Here is a 20,977-nt window from a genome sequence, read left to right as displayed (position 1 = left end):
TGAAGGAAGAATTACCAAATTGAATAAATAAAAGTAAAGGGGCATCAGAGCAGTCTGATGCTCTATTTTTATACCCCCTAAATAAGCATTAATACCCAATTATTTTTTTGTGCTGAATAAATTAAACACAATTACCTACTAAAATGTTATCAAAATATTAAAATAACAGTATTGTTAGACTATTAAAAACTTTGTGTTAGTTTGATAGAATTAATCTCGCACTTCGGAAATTCAGAAAAACTAAATAGGAGGCTATAAGAATGAGTAATAAGAATAAACCTTTTAAGGTTGTATCTTCCATTACAGCCAGCACGATGATGGCAGCTGCACTATTTGCGGGATCTTTTGCCGGGACAACAGCAGCTCCTTCAAAAGCTTCAGCAGAGGAACTTTCTGCACCGATTGATTTGAATATTGTGAACGAAGACCGGCTGGGGAAGGCATTAAAAGAAAGAGGATTAGTTAAAAAGGATGCTTCTTCGAAAGAAATAGAAAAGGCAGTAAAGGAATACATAAAGGAAAAACAAGGTGAAAAGCAGCCTGGAAGTACAAAGAATAGCCATGGCCATAAGGATGAGTTTGACAAAAAAACAAAAGATTTTTTAACCAAACAAAAAGACAAGCTGTCAAAGCAGCTGAATAAGGGTCATAAAAACTTTAAAAAGGGCAAACCGGACGGATATGTAAAAGTAGATCCGGCCAAAGAAGCAAACTACAATGGTGATGTCAGAACAGACAAAGTGCTTGTGCTTTTAACTGAATTTGAAGATTTCAAGCATAACAATGTAACACAGGAAGAGGGCTACATGTACGCTGATGATTTCAGCAAAGAGCACTATGAAAAACTGATGTTTGGCGATACTGAATTTGAATTATTTAATGGAGACAAAGTAAAAACATTTAAGCAATTCTATGAAGAGCAGTCCGGAGGCAGCTACACGGTGGACGGCACTGTGTCTGAATGGCTGACGGTCCCTGGAAAAGCGGGCGATTATGGTGATGATAACCCTAACGGAGGCCATGACAATTTATCTCCTCTAGGACCTCGCGACTTAGTAAAAGAGGCATTAAAAGCAGCTGTAGACGCTGGAATGGATCTTTCAGATTACGATGAATTTGATCTATATGATTTAGATGGAGATGGAAACCTTAACGAGCCTGATGGATTGGTTGACCATCTAATGATTATCCACGCTGGTACAGGACAGGAAGCTGGCGGAGGTGCGCTCGGTGATGATGCCATCTGGTCTCACCGCTGGACGCTTGGCGGAGTATTTGCAGTTCCGGATACAACTGCCAAGGTAGATTATTGGGGCGGAAAAATGGGCGCATTTGATTATACGATTCAGCCTGAAGATGGAGCTGTCGGGGTGTTTGCCCATGAGTTCGGACATGATTTAGGATTGCCGGATGAGTATGATACGCAATACACCGGTCAAGGTGAGCCGGTTGCTTCCTGGTCCATCATGAGCGGAGGCAGCTGGAACGGCAAAATAGCTGGTACAGAGCCAACCAGCTTCTCACCGCAAAATAAAGAATTTTTCCAAAAAGGCATGGGCGGAAACTGGGCCAATATTATGGAAGTAAATTATGAAGATATTGATAAAAAAGGCTTGGCAACGGTTATTGACCAAAGTGTAACCAAATCTAAAAACCCTGGAATTGTAAAAGTTAATCTTCCAGAAAAAGAAGTGAAGGGGATCGCACCTGCGTTTGGCGAGAAATACTATTACAGCACGAAGGGTGATGACCTTCATACCACTTTGACGACGCCTGAATTAGACTTAACAAATGCGGAAACAGCTGCCTTCAATGCAAAAGTTTATTATGATATTGAGTTTGATTATGATTATCTGACAGTTACTGCAAAAGCATCCGATGGCACAGAACAAGTAATAGATACAATTGGTGATGATGATACAGACGGCGATGCCCGTGCAGAATCTTCAAAAGGACAATGGGTGGATAAGAAATATGACTTAAGCGGATTTGCCGGTAAAAAAGTTAGCCTGACATTTGAATATGTAACAGATGGCGGCTTAGCATTGGACGGATTTGCGATGGATGAAATCAATGTAACAGCTGATGAAAATGTGATTTTCTCAGACGATGCTGAAGGCGCCTCTCAGATGGCACTTGACGGATTCATTGTTTCCAACGGGATCAGCTTTGCCAAAAACCATTATTACCTTGAGTGGAGAAATTACGCAGGCTCCGATACGGCTCTTGCCCATTCAAGAGGTGTAAAATACAACACTGGTTTAGTTGTTTGGTATGCTGATGACAGCCACACAGACAACTGGGTTGGCGTTCATCCGGGAGAAGGTTTTCTTGGAGTGGTGGATTCACATCCGGAAGCCATTACCGGTCTGTTAGACGGCAAAGAAACAGTATCTCAAAGCACAAGATATCAGATTGCGGATGCTGCATTCTCCCTGGATAAAGCACCAGCATGGGAAGTAAGTTCGCCAACACGCGGGGATTATGACTACCCTGGCCTTAAAGGAATTTCAGTTTTTGATGATTCTAACAAATACATCAACAGTATGATTCCTGATGCAGGAAGAATTGTTCCTGAACATGGCTTGAAATTCCAAGTGGTCGGTGAAGCCAAAGACAACTCTGCGGGAGCTGTATGGATTCATAAGTAAGTAATAAGGTGCGAATGCCAGAAGTGGCTTCGCGCCTTTTTCTGTTAAGGGTGGACAACTTCCAGCCTATAAGCTAGTATCATTACCGATACTAGTTTTTTCCGATTTTCGGCTATACTAAATATAACTTTCTGATTACACGCATTAAAGTTAAAGGAGTAACTTATGACACAATCTATCATTCAAGATATGAAACCATTTATCCAGGAGGCATGGAAAAAGTCTGCATTTACTCAGCCGACGACCATTCAGGCAGAGGCGGTTCCTCCGGCTTTGGAAGGCAGAGATATTATTGCCGAATCTCCGACTGGAACAGGCAAGACACTTGCATACCTGCTGCCGGTCCTGGAAAAAATTGATCCGGATAAACAGGCGGTACAGGCCGTTATTTTGGCCTCTTCACAGGAGCTTGTGATGCAGATATTAAGCGAGATCCAAAAATGGGCTGAAGGCAGCGGGATTAAAGCAGCTTCTTTTATTGGCGGAGCCAATGTGAAAAGGCAGCTTGAAAAATTAAAGAAGCATCCGCATATTGCTTTAGGAACGCCGGGACGGGTGCTGGAGCTGATTAAACAGAAAAAGCTGAAAATGCATGATGTCAAAACCGTTGTCCTTGATGAAGGCGATCAGCTTCTCGTTAAGGAACACACTCAGACGGTTCAAAACATTGTTAAATCTACACTTAAAGAACGCCAGGTCCTGCTGTTTTCAGCGACACTGCCGCCGGTTGTTGAGCAGCTTGCAAAAGAACTGACAGCTGATGCTGAAGTCATTCGTGTCGAGAAGGATGAAACCATTCAGGCTGCAGGTGTGGACCATATTTATTTTGTGGCAGAAGCGCGGGATAAAATCAAAATGCTCGAAAAGATCTCAAGGCTTGAAGACATTAAGGCACTGGTATTTGTTAAAGATATCGGCAACCTGACCGTTATGGCTGAAAAGCTTGATTTTAAAAATATCTCTTCAAGCACTCTGCACAGTGACCTGACCAAATTTGACAGGCAGAAAGCCATCAAGAACTTCCGCACGGGCAATACGAATATGCTGATTGCCACAGATGTTGCGGCAAGAGGGCTGGACATCAAGGGAGTTACCCATGTCGTACATTTTGACTTCCCGAAGGATATAAATCAATATGTCCACCGTTCGGGAAGGACAGGAAGATTCGGCGCAGGCGGAACCGTTATTTCTCTCGTCACTGAAAGAGAAGAGCGCGAACTTAAAAAAATGGCGAAAGAACTGGGCCTCACTGCCGAAAAGAAAGTCATGCGCGGCGGCCAAATCGTTTAAAAATCAAGTGCCGGGCACCTATATCAATTGGTGCCTGGCATTTTTTTATAAAAAGGAATTTCTCCTTTTCTAAGCGAATTAGTAAGTGAAGCTTTATTTCACTAAAGAATAAGGGGAAGTCAGTGATGGAGAATCCAAGACTAAAGAGTTTTCATGATGACTATTTGCTTGAAGCCACGATAGATGAATTACAGGAAAAAATGCAGAATGGGGAAATTACCTCCAAAGAACTTGTAGTGATGTATATGTACCGAATTGGACAGCTTGATCAAAACATTCATTCTGTTTTAGAACTCAATCCGGATGCACTGCATATTGCAGCTGCTCTTGATGCGGAAAGAGAAAAGAAGGGGCCGCGCAGCCCTCTTCACGGAATACCCATTTTGTTAAAGGATAATATCGATACAGGAGACAAAATGCAGACAACTGCAGGGTCACTTGCTTTGAAGGGTCATTATGCACAAAGTGATTCATTTGTGGCTTCTCAATTAAGAAAAGCGGGAGCCGTCATTATCGGAAAAACGAATATGACAGAATGGGCCAATTTTATGGCAGAAGGGATGCCGAGCGGGTACAGTTCGCGCGGCGGACAGACCTTAAACCCTTATGGGCCGGGGAAATTTGATGTGGGAGGTTCGAGCGCAGGATCCGGTGCCGCTATTGCCGCTAATTTTGCAGCTGCAGCCATTGGAACGGAGACATCAGGCTCCATATTAAGTCCTGCCAGCCAGAATTCTCTCGTCGGAATAAAGCCGACCGTCGGACTTGTCAGCCGAACCGGGATTATTCCGATTGCCCATAGCCAGGATACTGCCGGGCCAATGGCGAGAACGGTAAAGGATGCTGTATTTTTATTAAACGTGCTGGCAGTCTCTGACGAAAATGATCCGGTTACCCTGACAAATCAGGATCTTCAGGAGAAGGATTTTACCATCTTCCTTGATAAAAATGGACTTCAGGGAGCACGAATCGGCATTGCCAGAGATACTTATTTTGACTACTTAAGTTCTGAAAAGCTCGCCGTTATGAATCAAGCTGTAGCCCGGTTAAATGAACTGGGTGCAGAGGTTGTCGACGAAGTAGTGATTCCTTCCACTAAAATGGAGTGGAGTTACGATGTCCTGACTTATGAATTTAAAGCGGATGTGAATGCCTATCTGCGGACTGTCGCACCGCACCTGCATATTCGCACCCTGTCCGATGTCATTGGATTTAATGAAAAAAACAGCGAAAAGTGCTTGAAATACGGTCAATCCATTCTGATTGAAGCGGAGGAAACAAGCGGAAATTTGATTGAATCAGCGTATTTATCAGCTTTAGAGAAGGATATTTATTTTTCAGGAGAACAGGGCATTGACTGCGTAATGCAGGAGCATAATCTGGATGCCATCGTGTTCCCGAATAATTATGGAGCAGGCATCCCTGCAAAAGCGGGATATCCATCCATCACAGTACCGGCCGGGTATACCACGGAAGGAGAGCCGGTGGGCATCACATTTACAGGACTTGCATACAGTGAGCCGCTCCTGATCAAGCTTGCTTATGCCTTTGAACAGGCTGCCAGGCATAGAAAAGCACCTGAACTTGGAGTGCCGGCATCAGAATAAGTGCTCCATAATTTACTCATACTACTCCTGATAATACAAAAAAGGAGCAGATGAGAACATGGGCAGAACCAAACTTGGAAACGGCAATGCACAGCGCAATAATAATAAACACAGACCGCAGCGCACAAGCGAAGAGCTTGTAGAATTTACAACCGGAAGCAAAGAAAAGAAAGAAAACAACGTGCAGGACTGATTGAGCCGAATCCTCCTTTTTAAAGGGGGATTTTTTGCTGCCGCCGGCTATATGAAAATAAAAATGTGCTAAACGGTAGTAAAATAGTTTATCCGAAAGGCTCTTTTCGTATAAATTGTTGTTTTCGCTTATTAATGTTGTCCGTTGATTTCCGCTCCAGGATGCTCGCTTTCCGCGGGGCGTGCGCTGAGCCTCCTCGACGCTACGCGTCTGCGGGGTCTCACCTGTCCCGCTACTCCCGCAGGAGTCTCGCACCTTCCGCTACAATCAACTCAGTAAATTTAATACAAATAGCAACAAACTTCGCCTAAACAGCCATCCGAAAATAAAAATGTGCTATCTGCAAGTAAAATCCAGTTATCCGAAAGTAAAAGCGGGCTATCAAGCAGTTCAACATCTATTAGGCAGCCATAGTAACAGCGCAGAAGTCTAACCGCACATAAAATTGAGCTATCCACACAGAAAAAAACTTATCCGCACATAAAAGAGGTGAACTCAATAAAATTACCCTAAAATCCACAAAAAAGACAGTTTCCCAAGGAAGACTGCCTTCTTTTCTTTATTCTTCAACCTTTTTAAGCGGTTTGGCTGCCGGACCTTCCACAACGGTTCCATCATAGGAAAAGCGGGAGCCGTGGCATGGGCAGTCCCAGGTGCGGTCGCCATGGTTCCATTCACATTCACATCCCATGTGAGTGCAGGTTGTATCCACAAGGTGAAGGCTGCCTTCAGGATCCCTGTATGCACCTGTCCGCTTGCCTTTAATCATCACGACGCCGCCTTCATCATTTGACAGATCTCCTGTTTCTTTTGGCACGAATTCAAGCTTGCCTTTGATCAGCTGTCCGGCAACATCTGTATTGGCTGCGATAAACTTTTTGATGCTTGGGTCAGCCTGAAATCTGGATGGCGTAAACAGTTCGGCATAAGGATTGTCTCTTTCCATAATCTGATCCTTTATCAGCATGGCAGCTGCTGTCCCGTTTGTCATACCCCATTTCCGGTAGCCTGTTGCGACAAAGATATTCTTCTGTTTGGACGTAATCGGGCCGATATAAGGGACCTTATCAAGTGTGTATAAATCCTGGGCAGACCATCGATAAGGATAATCGGTAATGCCAAGCACCTCTTCCGCAAAGACTTCCAGGGCGTCGTAGTGCTTCATCGTATCCGGCCCATGGCCTGTCTTGTGGCTGTCGCCGCTCACTAAAATAAGCTTGTCTCCGTTATAGGGTGTGTACCTGAGCGAGCGGGTCGGTGAATCGGCACTGTAATACATGCCTCCAGGGAAATCCTCTTTGATTTTTACGCCAAGTACATAAGATCTTTCCGGAGATAATCTGGAAAAATAAAACCCTTTCATATCCGCAAATGGGAAGTGGGAAGCCGCAATGACATATTTGCATTTCAGACGATGGCCGTCTCTGGTTACGACATCAGGAAGACTGCCTTCTTCAATATCTGCTGCTGTGGTATTTTCATAAACAATTCCTCCCAAATCCACAAAGTCTTTAAGCAGCTTTTTCAAGTATTTAACCGGATGGAACTGGGCCTGATCAAACATGGAAAGCACGGCTGTCGTGTTGATGTTAAACGGAATGCTCTCCTTCATTCCGTGTGGGATTCCGAGTTTTTCATAGGCTTGCCGCTCTTTATCGACTTTTTGTGCATACTCTTCCGATACAGCGTAAATGATTGCTTCTTCATTACTGAAGTCGCATTCAATTTGTTTTTCAGTTACTGTGTTACGGACGAAATTCAGTGCATCAGCCGAAGCCTGATAATAGAGCTTGGCTTTTTCCACGCCAAAGTGGCTGATCAATTCATCATATATTAAGCCATGCTGTGCCGTCACTTTGGCTGTTGTATGGCCAGTGGTGCCGTTCAGGATATTGCCTGCTTCAACAATCGCCACTTTAAAGCCTTCCTTGGCAAGAAGGTACCCTGCCGTTATCCCGGTAATGCCTCCGCCGACAATCGCAATGTCCGTATGAGCATCTTCTCTGAGCTTGTCAAAGACAGGAAGTTCCTCTTCCCTCCAATATGGCTCAGGATATTGGGGTGTGTTGTGGTTGGATGTCGTCATCTTTGTCCTCCTACTTTATATTCGTACATAATTTTTCCTGTAAACCCTATTTCTATACAATTTCTCCTTCTCTAACCATACCCAAATAATTTTTAATTAATCAGGTGGATTGGTAAATTGGAACCTGGACGGTTTTTTCTTTAATTCTGGATAAAATGGGCAGACCGAGAAAAGATATACAATATCCAATGTTAATGGGGTACAGTCATGATTACATTTAGCTATCTGACCATTTTTCTGCTCTTGGCTATATTGAGCACTATATTTGATATGAAAATATTTGATGATACGTTTTGGGAAGCTTTGAAGAATCTGCTGTTTTCAGAGATTGCCACTGGAAGAATGATTATTATTTTTACTGTTTTGGTTGGGTTGGCCTCAAGTGCAGTGGCTGATTTCCGCCTTTTGAAAGCGAAGAAAAAGAAGCGGCTATCATAGAAACGCTTGCTTAATTGACGTACACAAGGGATTGGTGATGGAATGTTAAAAGAGAATATCTCTCTCAGCCAGCTGCTGACATTGATGATCAATTTCCTTTTAGGAAGCGCCATTGTTGTGGGAGTAGGCGGGGATGCCAGGAAAGATGCCTGGATTGCCATTGCTGCTTCGATTATGTTTGGGTTTGGGATCATGCTATTCTACTATTTCCTAATCAGCAGGGTGCCCGGAAAAAATTTGTATGAGCTCATGGAAATTGGGTTTAAGAGACCAATTGCCATTATTTTTTCTAATCTATATGCAGTTTATTTTCTGTACCTTGCCAGCAGGGTGGTCCGGGATTTTGGCGAATTAATTGCGTCGGCCATTCTGCCGTCGACGCCAATTGAGATCATTTCGCTGACCATCTGTCTTGCCATGGCCTATATTTTATATCTTGGTCTTGAAGTCCTTGGCAGAACTTCAGAAATTTTTACCCCATATTTATTCGGCTTTTTATTCCTGTTGACCATCCTTTTATTTGCAAGCGGGAATGCCAATTTATATGAAATAAAGCCCGTGCTCGGAGATGGGCTAAAGCCTGTTTTGAAGGCACTTTTTCCAACTTTAATCGTGTTTCCTTTTGGCGAGCTTATTGCATTTACACTTATCCTTCCGGTAGTAACCAACTTTAAATATTGCCTGCGTGTGTCAATGCTGGGAGTAGCAATTGCGGGTGCGCTTTTATTATTTGCGATGTTTTTAATGATTGTGACTCTTGGAGCTGATGCTTTGCAGCGTTCCAATTTTCCCATGCTCAGTTCAGCCCGCGAGGTCTCCATCGGTAATTTTATTGAAAGAATTGATGCGCTCGTTGTTTTTATCATGATGCTGGGGATTTTGGTAAAGGGGTCTGTGTTTATGTTTGCAGGATTGAAGGGCCTGGAATACACCTTCAGACTTCCATACCGGTATTTTTCCCTGCCTGTTGCCATGATTGTTTCAGCTTATTCTGTATTGATATCAGTAAATTTCGGTGACCATTGGCAGGAGGGACTTGAGATGGTCCCGTATTTCCTGCATTTGCCGATGCAGTTCGGACTGCCTTCACTTCTATTATTCGCAGTTTTATGGAAGAGGCGAAAGAAAAAGTCTAAACCCGGCACGAAGGGGATGAAGTTTTGAGTATTCTTAAATCACTTTTAAAAATGCGCAAAAAAAAGGAATACACTGTACAAATTGAGGAAACCGCAGACCAGGGTCCGGATCTTAAAAGCATGAAGCTGGAACAGTTGAAGAAAAAAATAAACGCAGAGTTTGGGAGCACGATTGATTTAAGCATGGATGAGCTGAAAACAGAAGGCAAAGATGCGCTGCTTATCTATCTTACTACTATGATTGATACTAAATTGCTAAAGGAAACGATTCTGCAATCCATCAGCGGGAAAGAGGATGGTTTTAAATTAACAACAGAGGATGATTTAAAGTCTTTATGCAAGGAGAAATTCGGAGGTGACGGCTATAAGCTGGTGGGGTCATTCGATGAGATTATTACCTCTCTGCTTTATGGAAACATCATCATTTTATTTAAAGATATGGAAAAGGCGCTTTCCCTTTCCATGAGTATCGGCGAAGACCGGTCCATATCAGAGCCAAGCACTCAGACGGTCATACGGGGGCCTAAGGATGGGTTCGTGGAGTCGATCACAACAAATGTGAGCCTTCTGAGAAGAAGAATAAAAAACAGAAACCTCCGTTTTGAAAAATTCATCATTGGTTCTGAGACGAACACTACTGTATACATCGGGTATATGGAAGGCACGGCGAATGAAAAAATCGTTGGAGAGGTTCGCAAAAGGCTTGGCGGGATAAAGGTGAATGCCATACTTGAATCCGGAAATATTGAAGAGCTGATTGCAGATAAATCTGCGACACCTTTTCCGCTGGCTTTGAACAGTGAGAGGCCTGATGCAGTGGCATCCAATTTGCTTGAAGGGAAAATTGCCATCCTTGTGGATGGCACACCTTTTGTGCTGGTGGTTCCGGCTGTACTGGTCGATTTCTTTTCCATTGCAGAAGATTATTATCAAAACTTCATGATGGGAAGCTTCTTAAGAATAATCCGGTATTTATCCTTTATGATTGCTTTGATTACGCCTTCCTTATATGTCGGGATTTTAACCTTTCATCATGAGCTTCTGCCCACGCCCCTTCTTCTCGGGATTATTGCCCAGCGGGAAGGAGTGCCGTTCCCGGCAGTGATTGAAGTGATATTGATGGAAGTTACCTTTGAGATTCTGAGGGAAGCCGGTGTCCGGATGCCGCGGGCTGTTGGGCAGACTGTTTCCATTGTAGGGGCTCTTGTGATTGGACAGGCTGCAGCAGAGGCAGGGATTATATCGAATATTATGGTCATCATTGTCGCTATTACAGCCATCGCCAATTTTGTATCGCCCACTTATAGTTTTGCTGCAGCAGCAAGGCTGTTAAGGTTTCTCTTAATTATTGTGTCGGCCATACTGGGCTTGTATGGCGTCCTGATTGTACTTGTTTTTATTGTGGCCCATTTGAGCTCTCTCAGGTCTTTTGGCATTCCATATCTTTCTCCGGTGGCCCCGTTTATCATTGAGCAGCAGAAGGATGTATTTTTCCGATTCCCGATCTGGAGCATGAGGAAGAGGCCGGCTTATTTAAAGACGCAGAATCCGGAAAAGTTTCCAAAGACAGGGTCGCCTTCTCCTCCTCCAATGAAAGGAGATCAGCCCAATTGAAAAATTTTGGTGTAATGTCCGCCATTTTATTAGCGGCAATACTGCTGTCCGGATGCTGGGATCAGAGAGAACTGGGTGAAATTACTGTTGTGACAGGAATGGCTGTCGATAAGGGAGAAAACGATAAGTATATTCTGACTGTGGAAGGCATTAATGCAACTGAATTGAATAACCGTACCGCCAGCGGTTTTGCTCCATCCATTGTTTACTCTGCGGAAGGGAATTCTCTGGCAGAGCTGACCTATAGAGTGAATGAAGGGATGTCCAGACATCTGATTTATTCACACATGCGCACACTGATTATCGGAGAGGAGCTTGCAAAAGAGGGAATTATTGACTTCATTGATTTTCTGGAAAGAAACCGGGAAATCCGTGATGATTTTAATATATTGATTGCAAGGGAAGCTAAAGGTTCCGATATTCTAAAAGTGACGTATCAATTTCAGAAATCTACTTCATTAAAATTGCACACTCAGCTGGACACGATGATGAAGGATTGGGGTGGAGACCCGGGAGTGAGGATGAATGACGTCATAACAGCCTGGACTGCTCCGGGCCGTCAGCCTGTTATGGCCGCTGTCAGAATCAAGGGTGACCCGGATGCTGGCTCAAGTGTGGAGAATATGATGAAGGTCACCCCTGATGCGCTTGTTGTCCTGGACTCTTTGGCTATATTCAAAGGTGATAAGCTGGAAGGATTTCTGACACTGGAGGATTCAAGAAATTACTTATGGATTCAGAATAAAATCAATAAAACATCCATTACCGTAAAATGCAGCGAAAGTCAGTATATGGGGCTTAGAGTATATGATACAAGGACAAAAATCAAAGGGGAACTCGAACATGGAAAAGCAAGACTTAATTTAAAAATCAGAGCAGAGGCATATATTGACGGGACTCACTGCAACGATCAGTTTGATAAGGCGAAGACATATGAAGAAAATGGTGAAATTGCCCAAAAACAGATTAATGCTATGGTTAAAAAAACGATTGAGAAGGTTCAGCAGGAATATGGCACCGATATTTTTGGTTTTGGCGAGGTTGTGCTGAGGCAGGATTATCAGGATTTTAAAAAGGTCCTGAAGAACTGGGATGAAAAATTTGCTGATGCGGATATAGATGTAGACACAACATTAATCATTCGGCGGACGGGCATCAGGACTAAAAGCTTTCTGAAGGAAGTCAAGTAGAATAGAGATCCTTTCATTCATTGACGCATAAAAGCTGTATTGATATAATTTTTTATATATTCAGCTAATTATCATTAAGGTCTGGGCATGTTTCCAGACTTATTTCTTTTAAAGGGGAAAGGCCATATGAATTTCGAGACTTCTGTTCTGCATAGAAAAAATAGCGGCAATCGCACTATTAAAAGTAAAGTCACACCCATCTATCAGACCTCCGCTTTCGCTTTCAGCGATCTTGAAGAGCTGGAGGGGTTTTATCAGGGTAACGGCAACTATCTTTATTCCCGGGTCGGAAATCCGAATACAGATGAGCTTGGTGAGTTAATTGCCGGCCTTGAAGGAGCGCCGGCCGGGACAGCTGCCTCCTCCGGTTTATCTGCCATCCTCTCGGGAGTACTTGCTGTGGTCAAAAGCGGCGACCATATTGTGGCAGCTGATGACCTGTACGGAGGCAGCTTCCATTTAATCAAGGAAGAGCTGACACAGCTCGGTATAGAAGTAACCTTTGTGCCATTTTCTGATGCTCAACAGGTGGAGGGAGCCATTAAGGAGAATACAAAACTTCTATACTCAGAAAGCATCACAAATCCTTTATTGAGAGTGGAAAACCTTGAAGAAGTCGTCCGCCTGGCGAAGAAGCATCATCTTGTTACCCTGATTGATAATACATTTGCCACTCCGTATCATTGCCAGCCCTATTTGAAAGGCATTGATCTAGTCGTCCACAGTGCAACCAAATACATAGGCGGACACAGTGATATCACCGCAGGTGTCCTCGCTGGAGATGAAGAACTGGTTGGAAAAGCGCGCGGCAAAATTGTAAACCTCGGGGCAAATCTGAGTCCGTTTGAAGCCTGGCTGACCTGCAGGGGAGCGAAAACGCTGGCTCTCAGAATGAAGCAGCAGTCAGCCAATGCCAGAAGAGCGGCAATCGCATTAGAACAAAATCAGGAAGTAAAAAAGGTCTATTATCCTTTTCAGCACGGTGAAGAAGGGTTCGGCGCCATCGTCACGATTGAATTGTCTGAGAGTGCTAATGTGAATAAATTTTTCAAAGAGCTTGGATGGATAAAAATTGTGCCGACACTTGCGGGTGTTGAAACGTCCGTATCCCATCCTCTGACAACATCCCACCGGGCATTGCCTCCTGAAGTGTGCAGGGAGCTCGGCATTACTAAGCAGGTGGTAAGGATATCCATTGGCATTGAACATGCGGATGATATTATTGCACAGCTGAATGAGGCTGTTAATCGGAGTCTGTGAGGATCTTAGACGCTCTCGAGCTGGTCAAACAGCCAAAACTTCAATAAAACCAAAAAGATAACAGTTAAGATGAAGTTTTTCAGACTGAATGTCAACTTGCCATCCCTGGGCAAAACAATGCCCAATGAAACCAAGTACCAGAACCACTTCTTATTGGTCAGCCTATTTGGATTGGAGAAATGCCCCTGCTGTTTCTTTTTATTTTCATGACGGGCCCAGAGAAGTACAACGATGATATCAAGACAAGAGCCGATGGAAATGGCTGTGATCATAAACGTATTGGATGGCTGCCATTTCTCTTCGTTCTCAGCTGCCTTCTTTTCCTGATTGTGCTTTTGAATCTGGAGTTCTTTGGAGAAAGCAGAAGAAATTTCTGAAGGCTGTTGAAAAGCGGGTTTGAATGAGACAGCCGCAAAAATTAAACTGCCTAATAACGCAATATAAACGATAAAAAACATTAAAGCCTGATTGCTGGAACGGTTCTTTTGCATATGGAAAAACCTCCCTTAATCATCATCGTAACATTTCTAACATCAAAATATTGAAAACTATTGTTGCGAAACGTTGAACAAACGAAAAAAATTGATTGTACAGTTTTCAGGAATGAAGTGAATCCTTCCATTAAATACTAAGGTAACAGTATTTTAGGAAGGAGCTGACACCATGCCTGAGCTTCCGGAAATGGAAACCTACAGAAGGCTGTTAACGGAGAAACTGGTCCGTAACGTCATTACTGATGTAGAGGTGAACCGCGAAAAATCAATAAATGTGCAGCCTGCCCAATTCGAAAGTCAGCTGATTAATGTGCAAATAACGGAAATCCAAAGAAGGGCCAAGCACCTGATTTTCAAGCTGAGCTCCGGGAAAAACCTGCTGCTGCACCTTATGCTTGGGGGCTGGATGTATATCGGCAGCGAAGCGGACAATCCTGACCGAACCAAACAGGTTATTATTTCTTTTGGTGATAAAAAGCTTTATTTTATTGGATTAAGACTTGGCTATCTGCATTTGCTGACAGATGCAGAGTTGGATAAGGAGCTTTCCCATCTGGGACCGGAGCCTCTGGATCACACATTGGGATTTCCGGCCTTCCGGGAACTGATCGGAAGCAGAAGAGGAATGCTGAAAACGACATTTGTCAATCAGAAGTTTCTCTCCGGAATCGGCAACTGCTACAGCGATGAAATCTGTTTTGAGGCTGGACTGCTGCCAATGAAAAAAGCGCATGAATTGGATGAGGATGAAATAAAAATCCTGTATCAGTCCATGAAGGGCGTATTAACCCGTGCCATTCAGTTTGGGGGGTATATGGAAGAGGTCTTATTTAAAGGAGATGCCAAAACCGGGGGGTATAATGAGCAGTGCAGGGTCTATGACAGAGAAGGAGAACCATGCCTCCGCTGCAGCAGCCCTATAGTGAAAGAAGAAATATCTTCACGAAAAACGTTCTATTGTGCAAACTGTCAAAGCTAGAAAAGAGGCTGCCAATTCCGGCAGCCTCTTTTCACTACTCTTTCGAATCACTCTGAATCCTGTCAACAGTCGTGGAATCGCGGGAATCCATTGCACCCTTTAGAAAATGGACAAGCATAAATCCGACCAGCCCCAATGAAACAATAAAACCGATTGTAATAGCCCACATTAAAGCCATCCTTTAACCTCCCTTTTCTATTAGCGCAGAATGTCCTTACTAAAAGATATATGCCTGAAATCTGCAATCTTTCCCTTTCGATTATGAAAAAAGGAAGGGAACAGGCTGCTGCATATCGAAGTATTGAAAGATGGCATAATGAGGTTTACAGCCAAAAGTGCTAAAGGAGGAGATCTCTTTTGGATTTTAAAACGGCAGACTTATGTGATGAACACAGCCAGGAGCTGCGTATTTGCCAGCAGGAGTTTAAATCTTATGGGCAAAAAAGAAAGTTTTCCGGCCCCATTTCTACGGTTAGAGTGTTTGAAGATAACGTGCTGGTCAAAGAGTCGCTGGAGTCCATTCCGGAGGGAAGTGTCCTGGTGGTGGATGGCGGAGGTTCAAAAAGATGCGCACTAATGGGGGACAGGCTTGGTGAGATAGCTCAATCAAGAAAGCTTGCCGGTGTGATTATTTATGGATGCGTTCGGGATACTGTGGAGCTTGGAAGACTGGATACAGGCATCCTGGCACTTGGCTCAAATCCTTTGAAGAGCAGAAAAGAAGGAAAAGGGGACCGCAGCATTCCTGTTACATTTGGCGGGATTGACTGGAAGCCGGGTGAATATGTATATGCAGATGAAGATGGAGTGATTGTCTCTTCTGTACCGCTTATTTAAAGTTGAACACCCGCTTATGAGCGGGTGTTTTCTATCTTTGGCACTTTCCTGCTTAACACAGAATACCGTATCTAAAGGGGGTGCACAGCATGATTATCATCTTTTTGCTTTTATGGGCAGCCGGCATTTATCTTTTGTTCCGCAGCAGGAATGAGGAAGAAGAACACTTGGTGCTGAAGCTGATTGGTTATTATCTATTAGGAACATTTACTTTTAGTTTTAATGGCATTGTTCTGCCGGTTGGTTTTGTGATCAGTTTATTCCTGAAGCCCCGGCAGAACAGGAGCGTGAAGCGAGTCTCTGCTATATTTGGGCTGGTCATAATGCTCCTTGGTCTATTTTTATAGACTGTAGTAATTTCGAATGAAATAAAGTCTTTCAATCCTCCTTAACCGCTTCCTTTTCAATGCTGATTTCTTCCGGCAGCATTGTTGAAGCCTTCGGGACCTGGCGGGGCTCATAGTCTATTTCATCAGATGAGTATACTCTGATCACCATCTGGCCGTGCAGGGCTTTTGCTCTTATAAGCAGGGGAAAGCTGTAACGGTTCTTAAAGGTGAAATCAGGACCATACCAGCTTACTGTTGCATCCCGGCCGGGCGGTACATATGGAACCTTCTTGCTGTGGGAATAACGCTCGAGCACCTTCACGCCTGCCCTGTCAACTGCATTGAACAGAGTGGAGGAAACCTGGCAGATCCCGCCGCCGATATCTTCTGACAACTCCCCTCTTACGATCACCGGAGCGCGCATATAGCCTTTACCCGCCGTTCTTTTGCCGACAGCACGGTTAAAAGAAAATATTTCATTCGGAAACACAACAGTATTATCAAGAGCTTCGGCTGCAAGCTGAATATTATGAGAGCGTGAGGTGTTATTCGGATTAAAGTATGTAGCATACTGGCCGATCATTTTAACCCGGATATGGGAAAGAAGGTCCCGGTCGACTCTTGGATAAACGGGGAGCATCGGAATCTCAATTCTGCCCGGCCCTTTATGATAAAAATAGGAATAAAAAATATCTGTGAATGCTTTACGGTGCAGTATTCTGCCGGGTTTCTCAGCAACGATCCGCCCGCTATCGCCTATATAAGCGTTCATAGGCGGAATATACGTCTGACGATCCAATGTCTCAAGCAGCTGAATGAACCGTTCACTATCTACCAGAGGAAGCCCGGGAAAAGGTATTTGATAGTCTATTCTGCTGATAGTTGAAATGGATTTGCCGTCGTTTTCGATGGATAAATTTTCTGGGGGTCCAGCAGTCTGTGTTTGTGCTACTATCATAATCCCTAATATCCATGAGAAATACATATCACACTTCACCTCCGCCATTAGTATTGGCAGGAAAGAATTCTTTCATGTGCCGAAAGAACTGTTTATCAGGCAATTTCAATCAGCATTGGCCGCTTGCTGCAAGAAGCAATTATGGAATGAAACACACACAAAAAGGAAGCTCCGGTGATTGGGGCTTCCTTGTGAATGCCTATTATCTTTTTTCATCAACCAGCTGGCAGTCTGCTGAGGAATCATCTTCATTTTTATCAACCCAGAGCTTGTACATGGCCTTCCCGTCACTAAGCGTGCCATCTGCCATATCCATTGGCAGCAGGGCGAAAAAGACATAATAAAAAGAAAAATAGACGAATTGGTACCACAGCATATTAGCATCCAGAATACCAATTCGAATCAAGTAATTCACAAGAAAAATACTGGCAATGTTTAAAATGGATCCTCCTAAAAAGATAAGAGATTTGGTCAGTTTATTGTTGTGTGTTAAAGATGTATACTCACATCCCCCATACCAGAAGTAAAACCGCCTAACCTCCAAATACCTCGTTGAAAACAGGATTTTACCTGTGCCAATAATAACCCGGATTCCTTTCCCGCCAAAGATGGCTGCAAAGAATATATGACCCAATAGATGAATGAGTGTCACTATAGGGAATACCACAAAAAAAGCTTGCATGAACTTCATAAAATCATCATACCCAAACATGGGAAGACCTCCACTTCAATAGATGTATATCAAAAACTGCATATTGCAGACATCATTATTATTTGTTTGCATACCCCATGTGTACCCCCCGGTCTGTCGTTCTAACGTACATTCTTTTTCCAGATTTCCCAGCTTTATTGAAAGAGGCCGACAAACTGCTACGTCTCAGGTCTTATTTGAAAATAAAGCTGAGGCTCGTTATAGCATTTACGTATAACAGGTAAGATGAAATCAAGAAAGGAGGAAACGAAAAATGAAAAAACTTGGATTATTGATTGCAGGTGGTATTGCGGCGATGGTGCTGATTTCAAACCTTGGCCCGATCGTGGGTCTGGCAGTAAGTGCTGCAATTCTATACTTTGTGTTTAAACAATTTTTAAAAGCAGAAAGCACGATGGCAAAGATCGGCTATGGAATCATCGGGTTCATTGCTTTGATGGCCACAGCTTCCAATTTCCCGGCAATCCTGGGGCTTGCAGCTGCATATGTTTTATATCTGATCTATAAAAAATGGAACGATTCAGGCTCACGTGTAATGGAAGAAGATAATGACCCTTTTGCCAGCTTTGAAAAGCAGTGGGCAGAATTAAACAGAAACTAAAAAGAGGAGAGATCGATATGGCAAACCTATTAACAAGAATTAAAGATACAGTAATGGCAGACCTTCACGATGCATTGGATAAAAAGGAGAAAAAGAATCCAATTGCCCTTTTAAACCAATACCTTCGTGATTGTGAGCGTGAAACTGAAAAGGTCCGCAAGCTGTTGGAACGTCAATATACATTAAAGGAAGAATTCACCCGGGAATACGAGCAGGCGAAGAACCTTGCAGATAAACGCAAACGCCAGGCAGAGGTTGCCTCACAGGCAAGTGAAGAGGAACTCTATCAGTTCGCCTCACAGGAGCAAATTCAGTATGAAGAGCGTGCCGGCCGTTTAAAGGATCTCCTAAACCAGGCAGTACAGCAAATGGGTGATCTTGAAAGAAAATACGAGGAAATGAAGCACAAACTAAAGGATATGCACATCCGCCGCATGGAGCTGATGGGCCGTGAAAACATCACACGTGCCAACCACCGGATGGATAAGGTGCTGGATCAAAACAATGATAAATCCTTTACAAAGTTCCAGGAAATCGAATCCTATCTTGACCGTCTTGAGCATCAGGTGAAAAGCTCGTATCACCGCAGCACAATCGATGCCCGCATCGCGCAGCTGGAAAAAGAGATGGAGAAGAAGCCAGTATTGTAGCGGTTATTTCGTAAGCAGCAATCCAAATTAACGAGAGAGTAAAATAAACCCTGTCTGTATAATCTTTTTCCCAAAAAAGATAAAAACTCTTTCTACTTAATGAACAAAAAATGGTATTCTAAAAAGGCGTAGAAATACTGCGCCTTTTAATCAATCATTCCAAATACACAAAGGGGGATGCCTAATGAACACAAACAACAAAAGCGATTATATGAGCTGGATCATCATATTGGGCATTGTCTTTCTCTTTGTGGAAATAGCCTTTTTTAACAGCGGCGTGGTATTCTCTCTTCTTGTGCCAATTGGAATGGTATATATCGGAAGAAAGTGGATGCCTAAGAGCTCCGGTAAATGGCTTTTCTGGCTTGGACTAATTTTTCTGCTCATCAATATTTTCAGCATGATGACGCTGAAATTTTTCCTGCTGGCGATTCTGGTTCACCTGCTGATTCAGTTTTGGCAATCCAAAAAAGAACCTAAACGAATTCAGCCGGAATTAAAGGAACCGGCAGTCAATCTCCAGAAAGAAACGGTCATAAAAAAGAATCCTCTTTTTTCCAATATATTTGTCGGCCAGCAAAAAACGCCTGAGCAGGTGTATGAATGGAACGATATCAATATCCAGACCGGCATAGGTGATACGGTTATCGACTTAAGCTATACAGTTATTCCAAAGGGAGAAACCGTCATTTTCATCCGGAACTTCATTGGAAATGTACAGGTGCTTGTTCCCTATGATGTGGAGGTTACTGTCAGTCATTCAGCGATAGCCGGTAAGGCACGGATATTCGAGTACGAAGAATCAAAGATGTTTAATCAGCATCTTCACGTTCAGACGCCTGGCTATGAACAGTCAGGACAGCGCGTTAAAATTTTCACTTCTTTTGCAGCCGGGGATATCGAGGTGAAGCGCGTATGAGTATCATTCAGCGGCAAATTGCATGGGGAGCGGGCATGTCCCTCCTCATTCTTGCTGTCCTGACAGCCTCTTTTTTTACGATGTTCCCCATTCCCGGCTGGCGGGATCTTTGGGAAACGGAAATACTTGATATTCCATTTATCTTATTTGTGCCGAGCGTAAGCCTGGCCATAGGCCTGATTTTTGGTCTGCTGTCAGGCATTTACTGGCGCCGGCAGCTTTTTGCTGTAGACACTATGCTCCACCAGGTCGAAGAAGGCAGGCAATTGGATGTGCCGGAAACGGGTAAAGAACTGCATTCCATAGCAGTCAGAGCCGAGAAGATTCAAAAAAATATAGCAGAACAGGCAAAGATCTCTCAAAAGCTGGCAAATGAAAAAGCGGAAGATATCGAGAGCAGGATGCAGGAAATCGTTTCACAGGAACGGAACAGGCTTGCCCGTGAGCTTCACGACTCTGTTAGCCAGCAGCTGTTTGCAGCATCGATGATGATGTCCGCCATTACTGAAACCCAGCAGGATCCGGAAGACAGGCAGGCAAAACAACTGAAAATGGTGGAGGAAATGATCCATCAGTCACAGCTCGAAATGCGTGCCCTGCTCTTACACCTTCGTCCGGCTGCACTTAAGGGCAAAAGCCTTCAGGAAGGAATTGAAGAGCTTCTGGTCGAATTGCTTCAGAAAGTTTCCATGGAGATTGAATGGAAGGTGGAGAGTTTTCCGCTTGATAAAGGGGTGGAAGACCATTTATTCCGGATCCTTCAGGAGGCAGTGTCCAACACACTCCGCCATTCCAAATCGCAAAATCTTGAAGTGCTTCTAATTCAAAGAGATGATTATGCCATACTCCGGGTGGCTGATGATGGAGTCGGGTTTGATGTAGAGGAAACAAAGGCAGGCTCCTATGGTCTGCAGAATATGTATGAACGCGCAGCGGAAGTTGGCGGCAGCATGAAAATCATCAGTGTGAAAAATAAAGGAACCCGCCTTGAAGTAAAGGTTCCGATTATGTAAATATTGTCTGCTTGGGCAAG

General features: G+C 43.7%; 21 protein-coding genes. 16 read left to right on the top strand and 5 right to left on the bottom strand.

The window, feature by feature from the left end:
- Positions 1 to 260 precede the first annotated feature (260 nt).
- The 4 genes from ACTHRG_RS05705 (at position 261) to ACTHRG_RS05690 (ending at position 5,741) form a co-directional block, all read left to right on the top strand.
- Positions 261 to 2,651, top strand: coding sequence for an immune inhibitor A domain-containing protein (locus tag ACTHRG_RS05705; protein ID WP_076262733.1), 2,391 nt, complete (start codon positions 261 to 263; stop codon positions 2,649 to 2,651).
- A 165-nt stretch (positions 2,652 to 2,816) separates the two neighbouring features.
- A complete protein-coding gene (locus tag ACTHRG_RS05700; RefSeq protein WP_076262735.1) occupies positions 2,817 to 3,941 on the top strand; it encodes a DEAD/DEAH box helicase in 1,125 nt (374 codons plus the stop codon).
- A 125-nt stretch (positions 3,942 to 4,066) separates the two neighbouring features.
- Positions 4,067 to 5,548, top strand: a complete 1,482-nt coding sequence (locus ACTHRG_RS05695) for an amidase family protein (RefSeq protein ID WP_076262738.1) — start codon at positions 4,067 to 4,069, stop codon at positions 5,546 to 5,548.
- Between the two features lie 58 nt (positions 5,549 to 5,606).
- Positions 5,607 to 5,741, top strand: coding sequence for a hypothetical protein (locus ACTHRG_RS05690; RefSeq protein WP_258549819.1), 135 nt, complete (start codon positions 5,607 to 5,609; stop codon positions 5,739 to 5,741).
- Between the two features lie 559 nt (positions 5,742 to 6,300).
- Here the strand turns inward: ACTHRG_RS05690 and ACTHRG_RS05685 are convergent.
- Complete coding sequence (locus ACTHRG_RS05685) at positions 6,301 to 7,827, bottom strand: FAD-dependent oxidoreductase (protein WP_076262741.1); 1,527 nt, start codon at positions 7,825 to 7,827, stop codon at positions 6,301 to 6,303.
- 207 nt (positions 7,828 to 8,034) lie between these two features.
- Between ACTHRG_RS05685 and ACTHRG_RS05680 the strand changes: the two genes are divergently transcribed.
- The 5 genes from ACTHRG_RS05680 (at position 8,035) to ACTHRG_RS05660 (ending at position 13,465) form a co-directional block, all read left to right on the top strand.
- Positions 8,035 to 8,265, top strand: a complete 231-nt coding sequence (locus ACTHRG_RS05680; RefSeq protein WP_076262743.1) for a hypothetical protein — start codon at positions 8,035 to 8,037, stop codon at positions 8,263 to 8,265.
- A 42-nt stretch (positions 8,266 to 8,307) separates the two neighbouring features.
- The gene (locus ACTHRG_RS05675) at positions 8,308 to 9,429 is read left to right on the top strand and encodes a GerAB/ArcD/ProY family transporter (protein WP_076262745.1); all 1,122 of its coding nucleotides are present in this window, start codon (positions 8,308 to 8,310) and stop codon (positions 9,427 to 9,429) included.
- Complete coding sequence (locus tag ACTHRG_RS05670; protein ID WP_076262747.1) at positions 9,426 to 11,015, top strand: spore germination protein; 1,590 nt, start codon at positions 9,426 to 9,428, stop codon at positions 11,013 to 11,015. The genes ACTHRG_RS05675 and ACTHRG_RS05670 overlap by 4 nt, the downstream gene beginning before the upstream one ends.
- Positions 11,012 to 12,205, top strand: coding sequence for a Ger(x)C family spore germination protein (locus ACTHRG_RS05665; protein ID WP_076262749.1), 1,194 nt, complete (start codon positions 11,012 to 11,014; stop codon positions 12,203 to 12,205). The genes ACTHRG_RS05670 and ACTHRG_RS05665 overlap by 4 nt, the downstream gene beginning before the upstream one ends.
- Before the next feature lie 126 nt (positions 12,206 to 12,331).
- A complete protein-coding gene (locus tag ACTHRG_RS05660) occupies positions 12,332 to 13,465 on the top strand; it encodes a trans-sulfuration enzyme family protein (RefSeq protein ID WP_076262750.1) in 1,134 nt (377 codons plus the stop codon).
- Between the two features lie 5 nt (positions 13,466 to 13,470).
- Here ACTHRG_RS05660 and ACTHRG_RS05655 read toward each other — a convergent pair whose 3' ends face one another.
- The gene (locus ACTHRG_RS05655) at positions 13,471 to 13,956 is read right to left on the bottom strand and encodes a hypothetical protein (RefSeq protein ID WP_076262752.1); all 486 of its coding nucleotides are present in this window, start codon (positions 13,954 to 13,956) and stop codon (positions 13,471 to 13,473) included.
- A 172-nt stretch (positions 13,957 to 14,128) separates the two neighbouring features.
- On the opposite strand from ACTHRG_RS05655, the gene mutM reads away from it, so the two are divergent.
- Positions 14,129 to 14,938 carry a bifunctional DNA-formamidopyrimidine glycosylase/DNA-(apurinic or apyrimidinic site) lyase gene (gene mutM / locus ACTHRG_RS05650; RefSeq protein ID WP_076262754.1) on the top strand — a complete coding sequence of 270 codons (810 nt, stop codon included), beginning with the start codon at positions 14,129 to 14,131 and terminating at the stop codon, positions 14,936 to 14,938.
- A 34-nt stretch (positions 14,939 to 14,972) separates the two neighbouring features.
- Here mutM and ACTHRG_RS05645 read toward each other — a convergent pair whose 3' ends face one another.
- Positions 14,973 to 15,116 (bottom strand): hypothetical protein, encoded by a 144-nt coding sequence (locus ACTHRG_RS05645; RefSeq protein ID WP_175609172.1) that lies wholly within the window; start codon positions 15,114 to 15,116, stop codon positions 14,973 to 14,975.
- Positions 15,117 to 15,295: 179 nt separating this feature from the next.
- Between ACTHRG_RS05645 and rraA the strand changes: the two genes are divergently transcribed.
- The gene (rraA, locus tag ACTHRG_RS05640; RefSeq protein WP_048010607.1) at positions 15,296 to 15,775 is read left to right on the top strand and encodes a ribonuclease E activity regulator RraA; all 480 of its coding nucleotides are present in this window, start codon (positions 15,296 to 15,298) and stop codon (positions 15,773 to 15,775) included.
- A gap of 89 nt (positions 15,776 to 15,864) precedes the next feature.
- Positions 15,865 to 16,122, top strand: coding sequence for a hypothetical protein (locus ACTHRG_RS05635; protein WP_048010608.1), 258 nt, complete (start codon positions 15,865 to 15,867; stop codon positions 16,120 to 16,122).
- Positions 16,123 to 16,153: 31 nt separating this feature from the next.
- Here ACTHRG_RS05635 and ACTHRG_RS05630 read toward each other — a convergent pair whose 3' ends face one another.
- The gene (locus tag ACTHRG_RS05630) at positions 16,154 to 17,089 is read right to left on the bottom strand and encodes a VanW family protein (protein ID WP_076262756.1); all 936 of its coding nucleotides are present in this window, start codon (positions 17,087 to 17,089) and stop codon (positions 16,154 to 16,156) included.
- 175 nt (positions 17,090 to 17,264) lie between these two features.
- Positions 17,265 to 17,774, bottom strand: a complete 510-nt coding sequence (locus ACTHRG_RS05625; RefSeq protein ID WP_076262758.1) for a hypothetical protein — start codon at positions 17,772 to 17,774, stop codon at positions 17,265 to 17,267.
- Positions 17,775 to 18,027: 253 nt separating this feature from the next.
- On the opposite strand from ACTHRG_RS05625, the gene ACTHRG_RS05620 reads away from it, so the two are divergent.
- From ACTHRG_RS05620 to ACTHRG_RS05605, 4 genes are all read left to right on the top strand, one after another.
- Entirely contained in the window at positions 18,028 to 18,375 is a 348-nt protein-coding gene (locus ACTHRG_RS05620) for a lmo0954 family membrane protein (protein ID WP_440230829.1), read from the top strand.
- 17 nt (positions 18,376 to 18,392) lie between these two features.
- Entirely contained in the window at positions 18,393 to 19,025 is a 633-nt protein-coding gene (locus ACTHRG_RS05615; RefSeq protein WP_440230827.1) for a PspA/IM30 family protein, read from the top strand.
- 184 nt (positions 19,026 to 19,209) lie between these two features.
- Entirely contained in the window at positions 19,210 to 19,944 is a 735-nt protein-coding gene (liaF, locus tag ACTHRG_RS05610; RefSeq protein ID WP_440230825.1) for a cell wall-active antibiotics response protein LiaF, read from the top strand.
- Positions 19,941 to 20,957 carry a sensor histidine kinase gene (locus ACTHRG_RS05605; RefSeq protein WP_440230823.1) on the top strand — a complete coding sequence of 339 codons (1,017 nt, stop codon included), beginning with the start codon at positions 19,941 to 19,943 and terminating at the stop codon, positions 20,955 to 20,957. Before liaF ends, ACTHRG_RS05605 begins: the two co-directional genes overlap by 4 nt.
- Positions 20,958 to 20,977: the final 20 nt, after the last annotated feature.

Origin of the sequence: Cytobacillus sp. SAFR-174 (genome assembly GCF_051964675.1) — a bacterium.
Taxonomy (GTDB): Bacteria; Bacillota; Bacilli; order Bacillales; family Cytobacillaceae; genus Cytobacillus.
The sequence above is the reverse complement of the archived record's forward strand: the minus strand, read 5'-3'. Positions and strand labels throughout refer to the sequence as shown.

What these genes read in the sequence shown, in the direction of transcription:
- ACTHRG_RS05695 (WP_076262738.1), top strand. Translation starts at nt 4,067, where the DNA reads ATGGAGAATCCAAGACTAAAGAGTTTTCATGATGACTATTTGCTTGAA.
- mutM (WP_076262754.1), top strand. Translation starts at nt 14,129, where the DNA reads ATGCCTGAGCTTCCGGAAATGGAAACCTACAGAAGGCTGTTAACGGAG.
- ACTHRG_RS05660 (WP_076262750.1), top strand. Translation starts at nt 12,332, where the DNA reads ATGAATTTCGAGACTTCTGTTCTGCATAGAAAAAATAGCGGCAATCGC.
- ACTHRG_RS05680 (WP_076262743.1), top strand. Translation starts at nt 8,035, where the DNA reads ATGATTACATTTAGCTATCTGACCATTTTTCTGCTCTTGGCTATATTG.
- ACTHRG_RS05605 (WP_440230823.1), top strand. Translation starts at nt 19,941, where the DNA reads ATGAGTATCATTCAGCGGCAAATTGCATGGGGAGCGGGCATGTCCCTC.
- ACTHRG_RS05700 (WP_076262735.1), top strand. Translation starts at nt 2,817, where the DNA reads ATGACACAATCTATCATTCAAGATATGAAACCATTTATCCAGGAGGCA.
- ACTHRG_RS05685 (WP_076262741.1), bottom strand. Translation starts at nt 7,827, where the DNA reads ATGACGACATCCAACCACAACACACCCCAATATCCTGAGCCATATTGG.
- ACTHRG_RS05675 (WP_076262745.1), top strand. Translation starts at nt 8,308, where the DNA reads ATGTTAAAAGAGAATATCTCTCTCAGCCAGCTGCTGACATTGATGATC.
- ACTHRG_RS05655 (WP_076262752.1), bottom strand. Translation starts at nt 13,956, where the DNA reads ATGCAAAAGAACCGTTCCAGCAATCAGGCTTTAATGTTTTTTATCGTT.
- ACTHRG_RS05705 (WP_076262733.1), top strand. Translation starts at nt 261, where the DNA reads ATGAGTAATAAGAATAAACCTTTTAAGGTTGTATCTTCCATTACAGCC.
- ACTHRG_RS05615 (WP_440230827.1), top strand. Translation starts at nt 18,393, where the DNA reads ATGGCAAACCTATTAACAAGAATTAAAGATACAGTAATGGCAGACCTT.
- ACTHRG_RS05625 (WP_076262758.1), bottom strand. Translation starts at nt 17,774, where the DNA reads ATGTTTGGGTATGATGATTTTATGAAGTTCATGCAAGCTTTTTTTGTG.
- liaF (WP_440230825.1), top strand. Translation starts at nt 19,210, where the DNA reads ATGAACACAAACAACAAAAGCGATTATATGAGCTGGATCATCATATTG.
- ACTHRG_RS05620 (WP_440230829.1), top strand. Translation starts at nt 18,028, where the DNA reads ATGAAAAAACTTGGATTATTGATTGCAGGTGGTATTGCGGCGATGGTG.
- ACTHRG_RS05635 (WP_048010608.1), top strand. Translation starts at nt 15,865, where the DNA reads ATGATTATCATCTTTTTGCTTTTATGGGCAGCCGGCATTTATCTTTTG.
- ACTHRG_RS05630 (WP_076262756.1), bottom strand. Translation starts at nt 17,089, where the DNA reads ATGTATTTCTCATGGATATTAGGGATTATGATAGTAGCACAAACACAG.
- ACTHRG_RS05690 (WP_258549819.1), top strand. Translation starts at nt 5,607, where the DNA reads ATGGGCAGAACCAAACTTGGAAACGGCAATGCACAGCGCAATAATAAT.
- ACTHRG_RS05645 (WP_175609172.1), bottom strand. Translation starts at nt 15,116, where the DNA reads ATGGCTTTAATGTGGGCTATTACAATCGGTTTTATTGTTTCATTGGGG.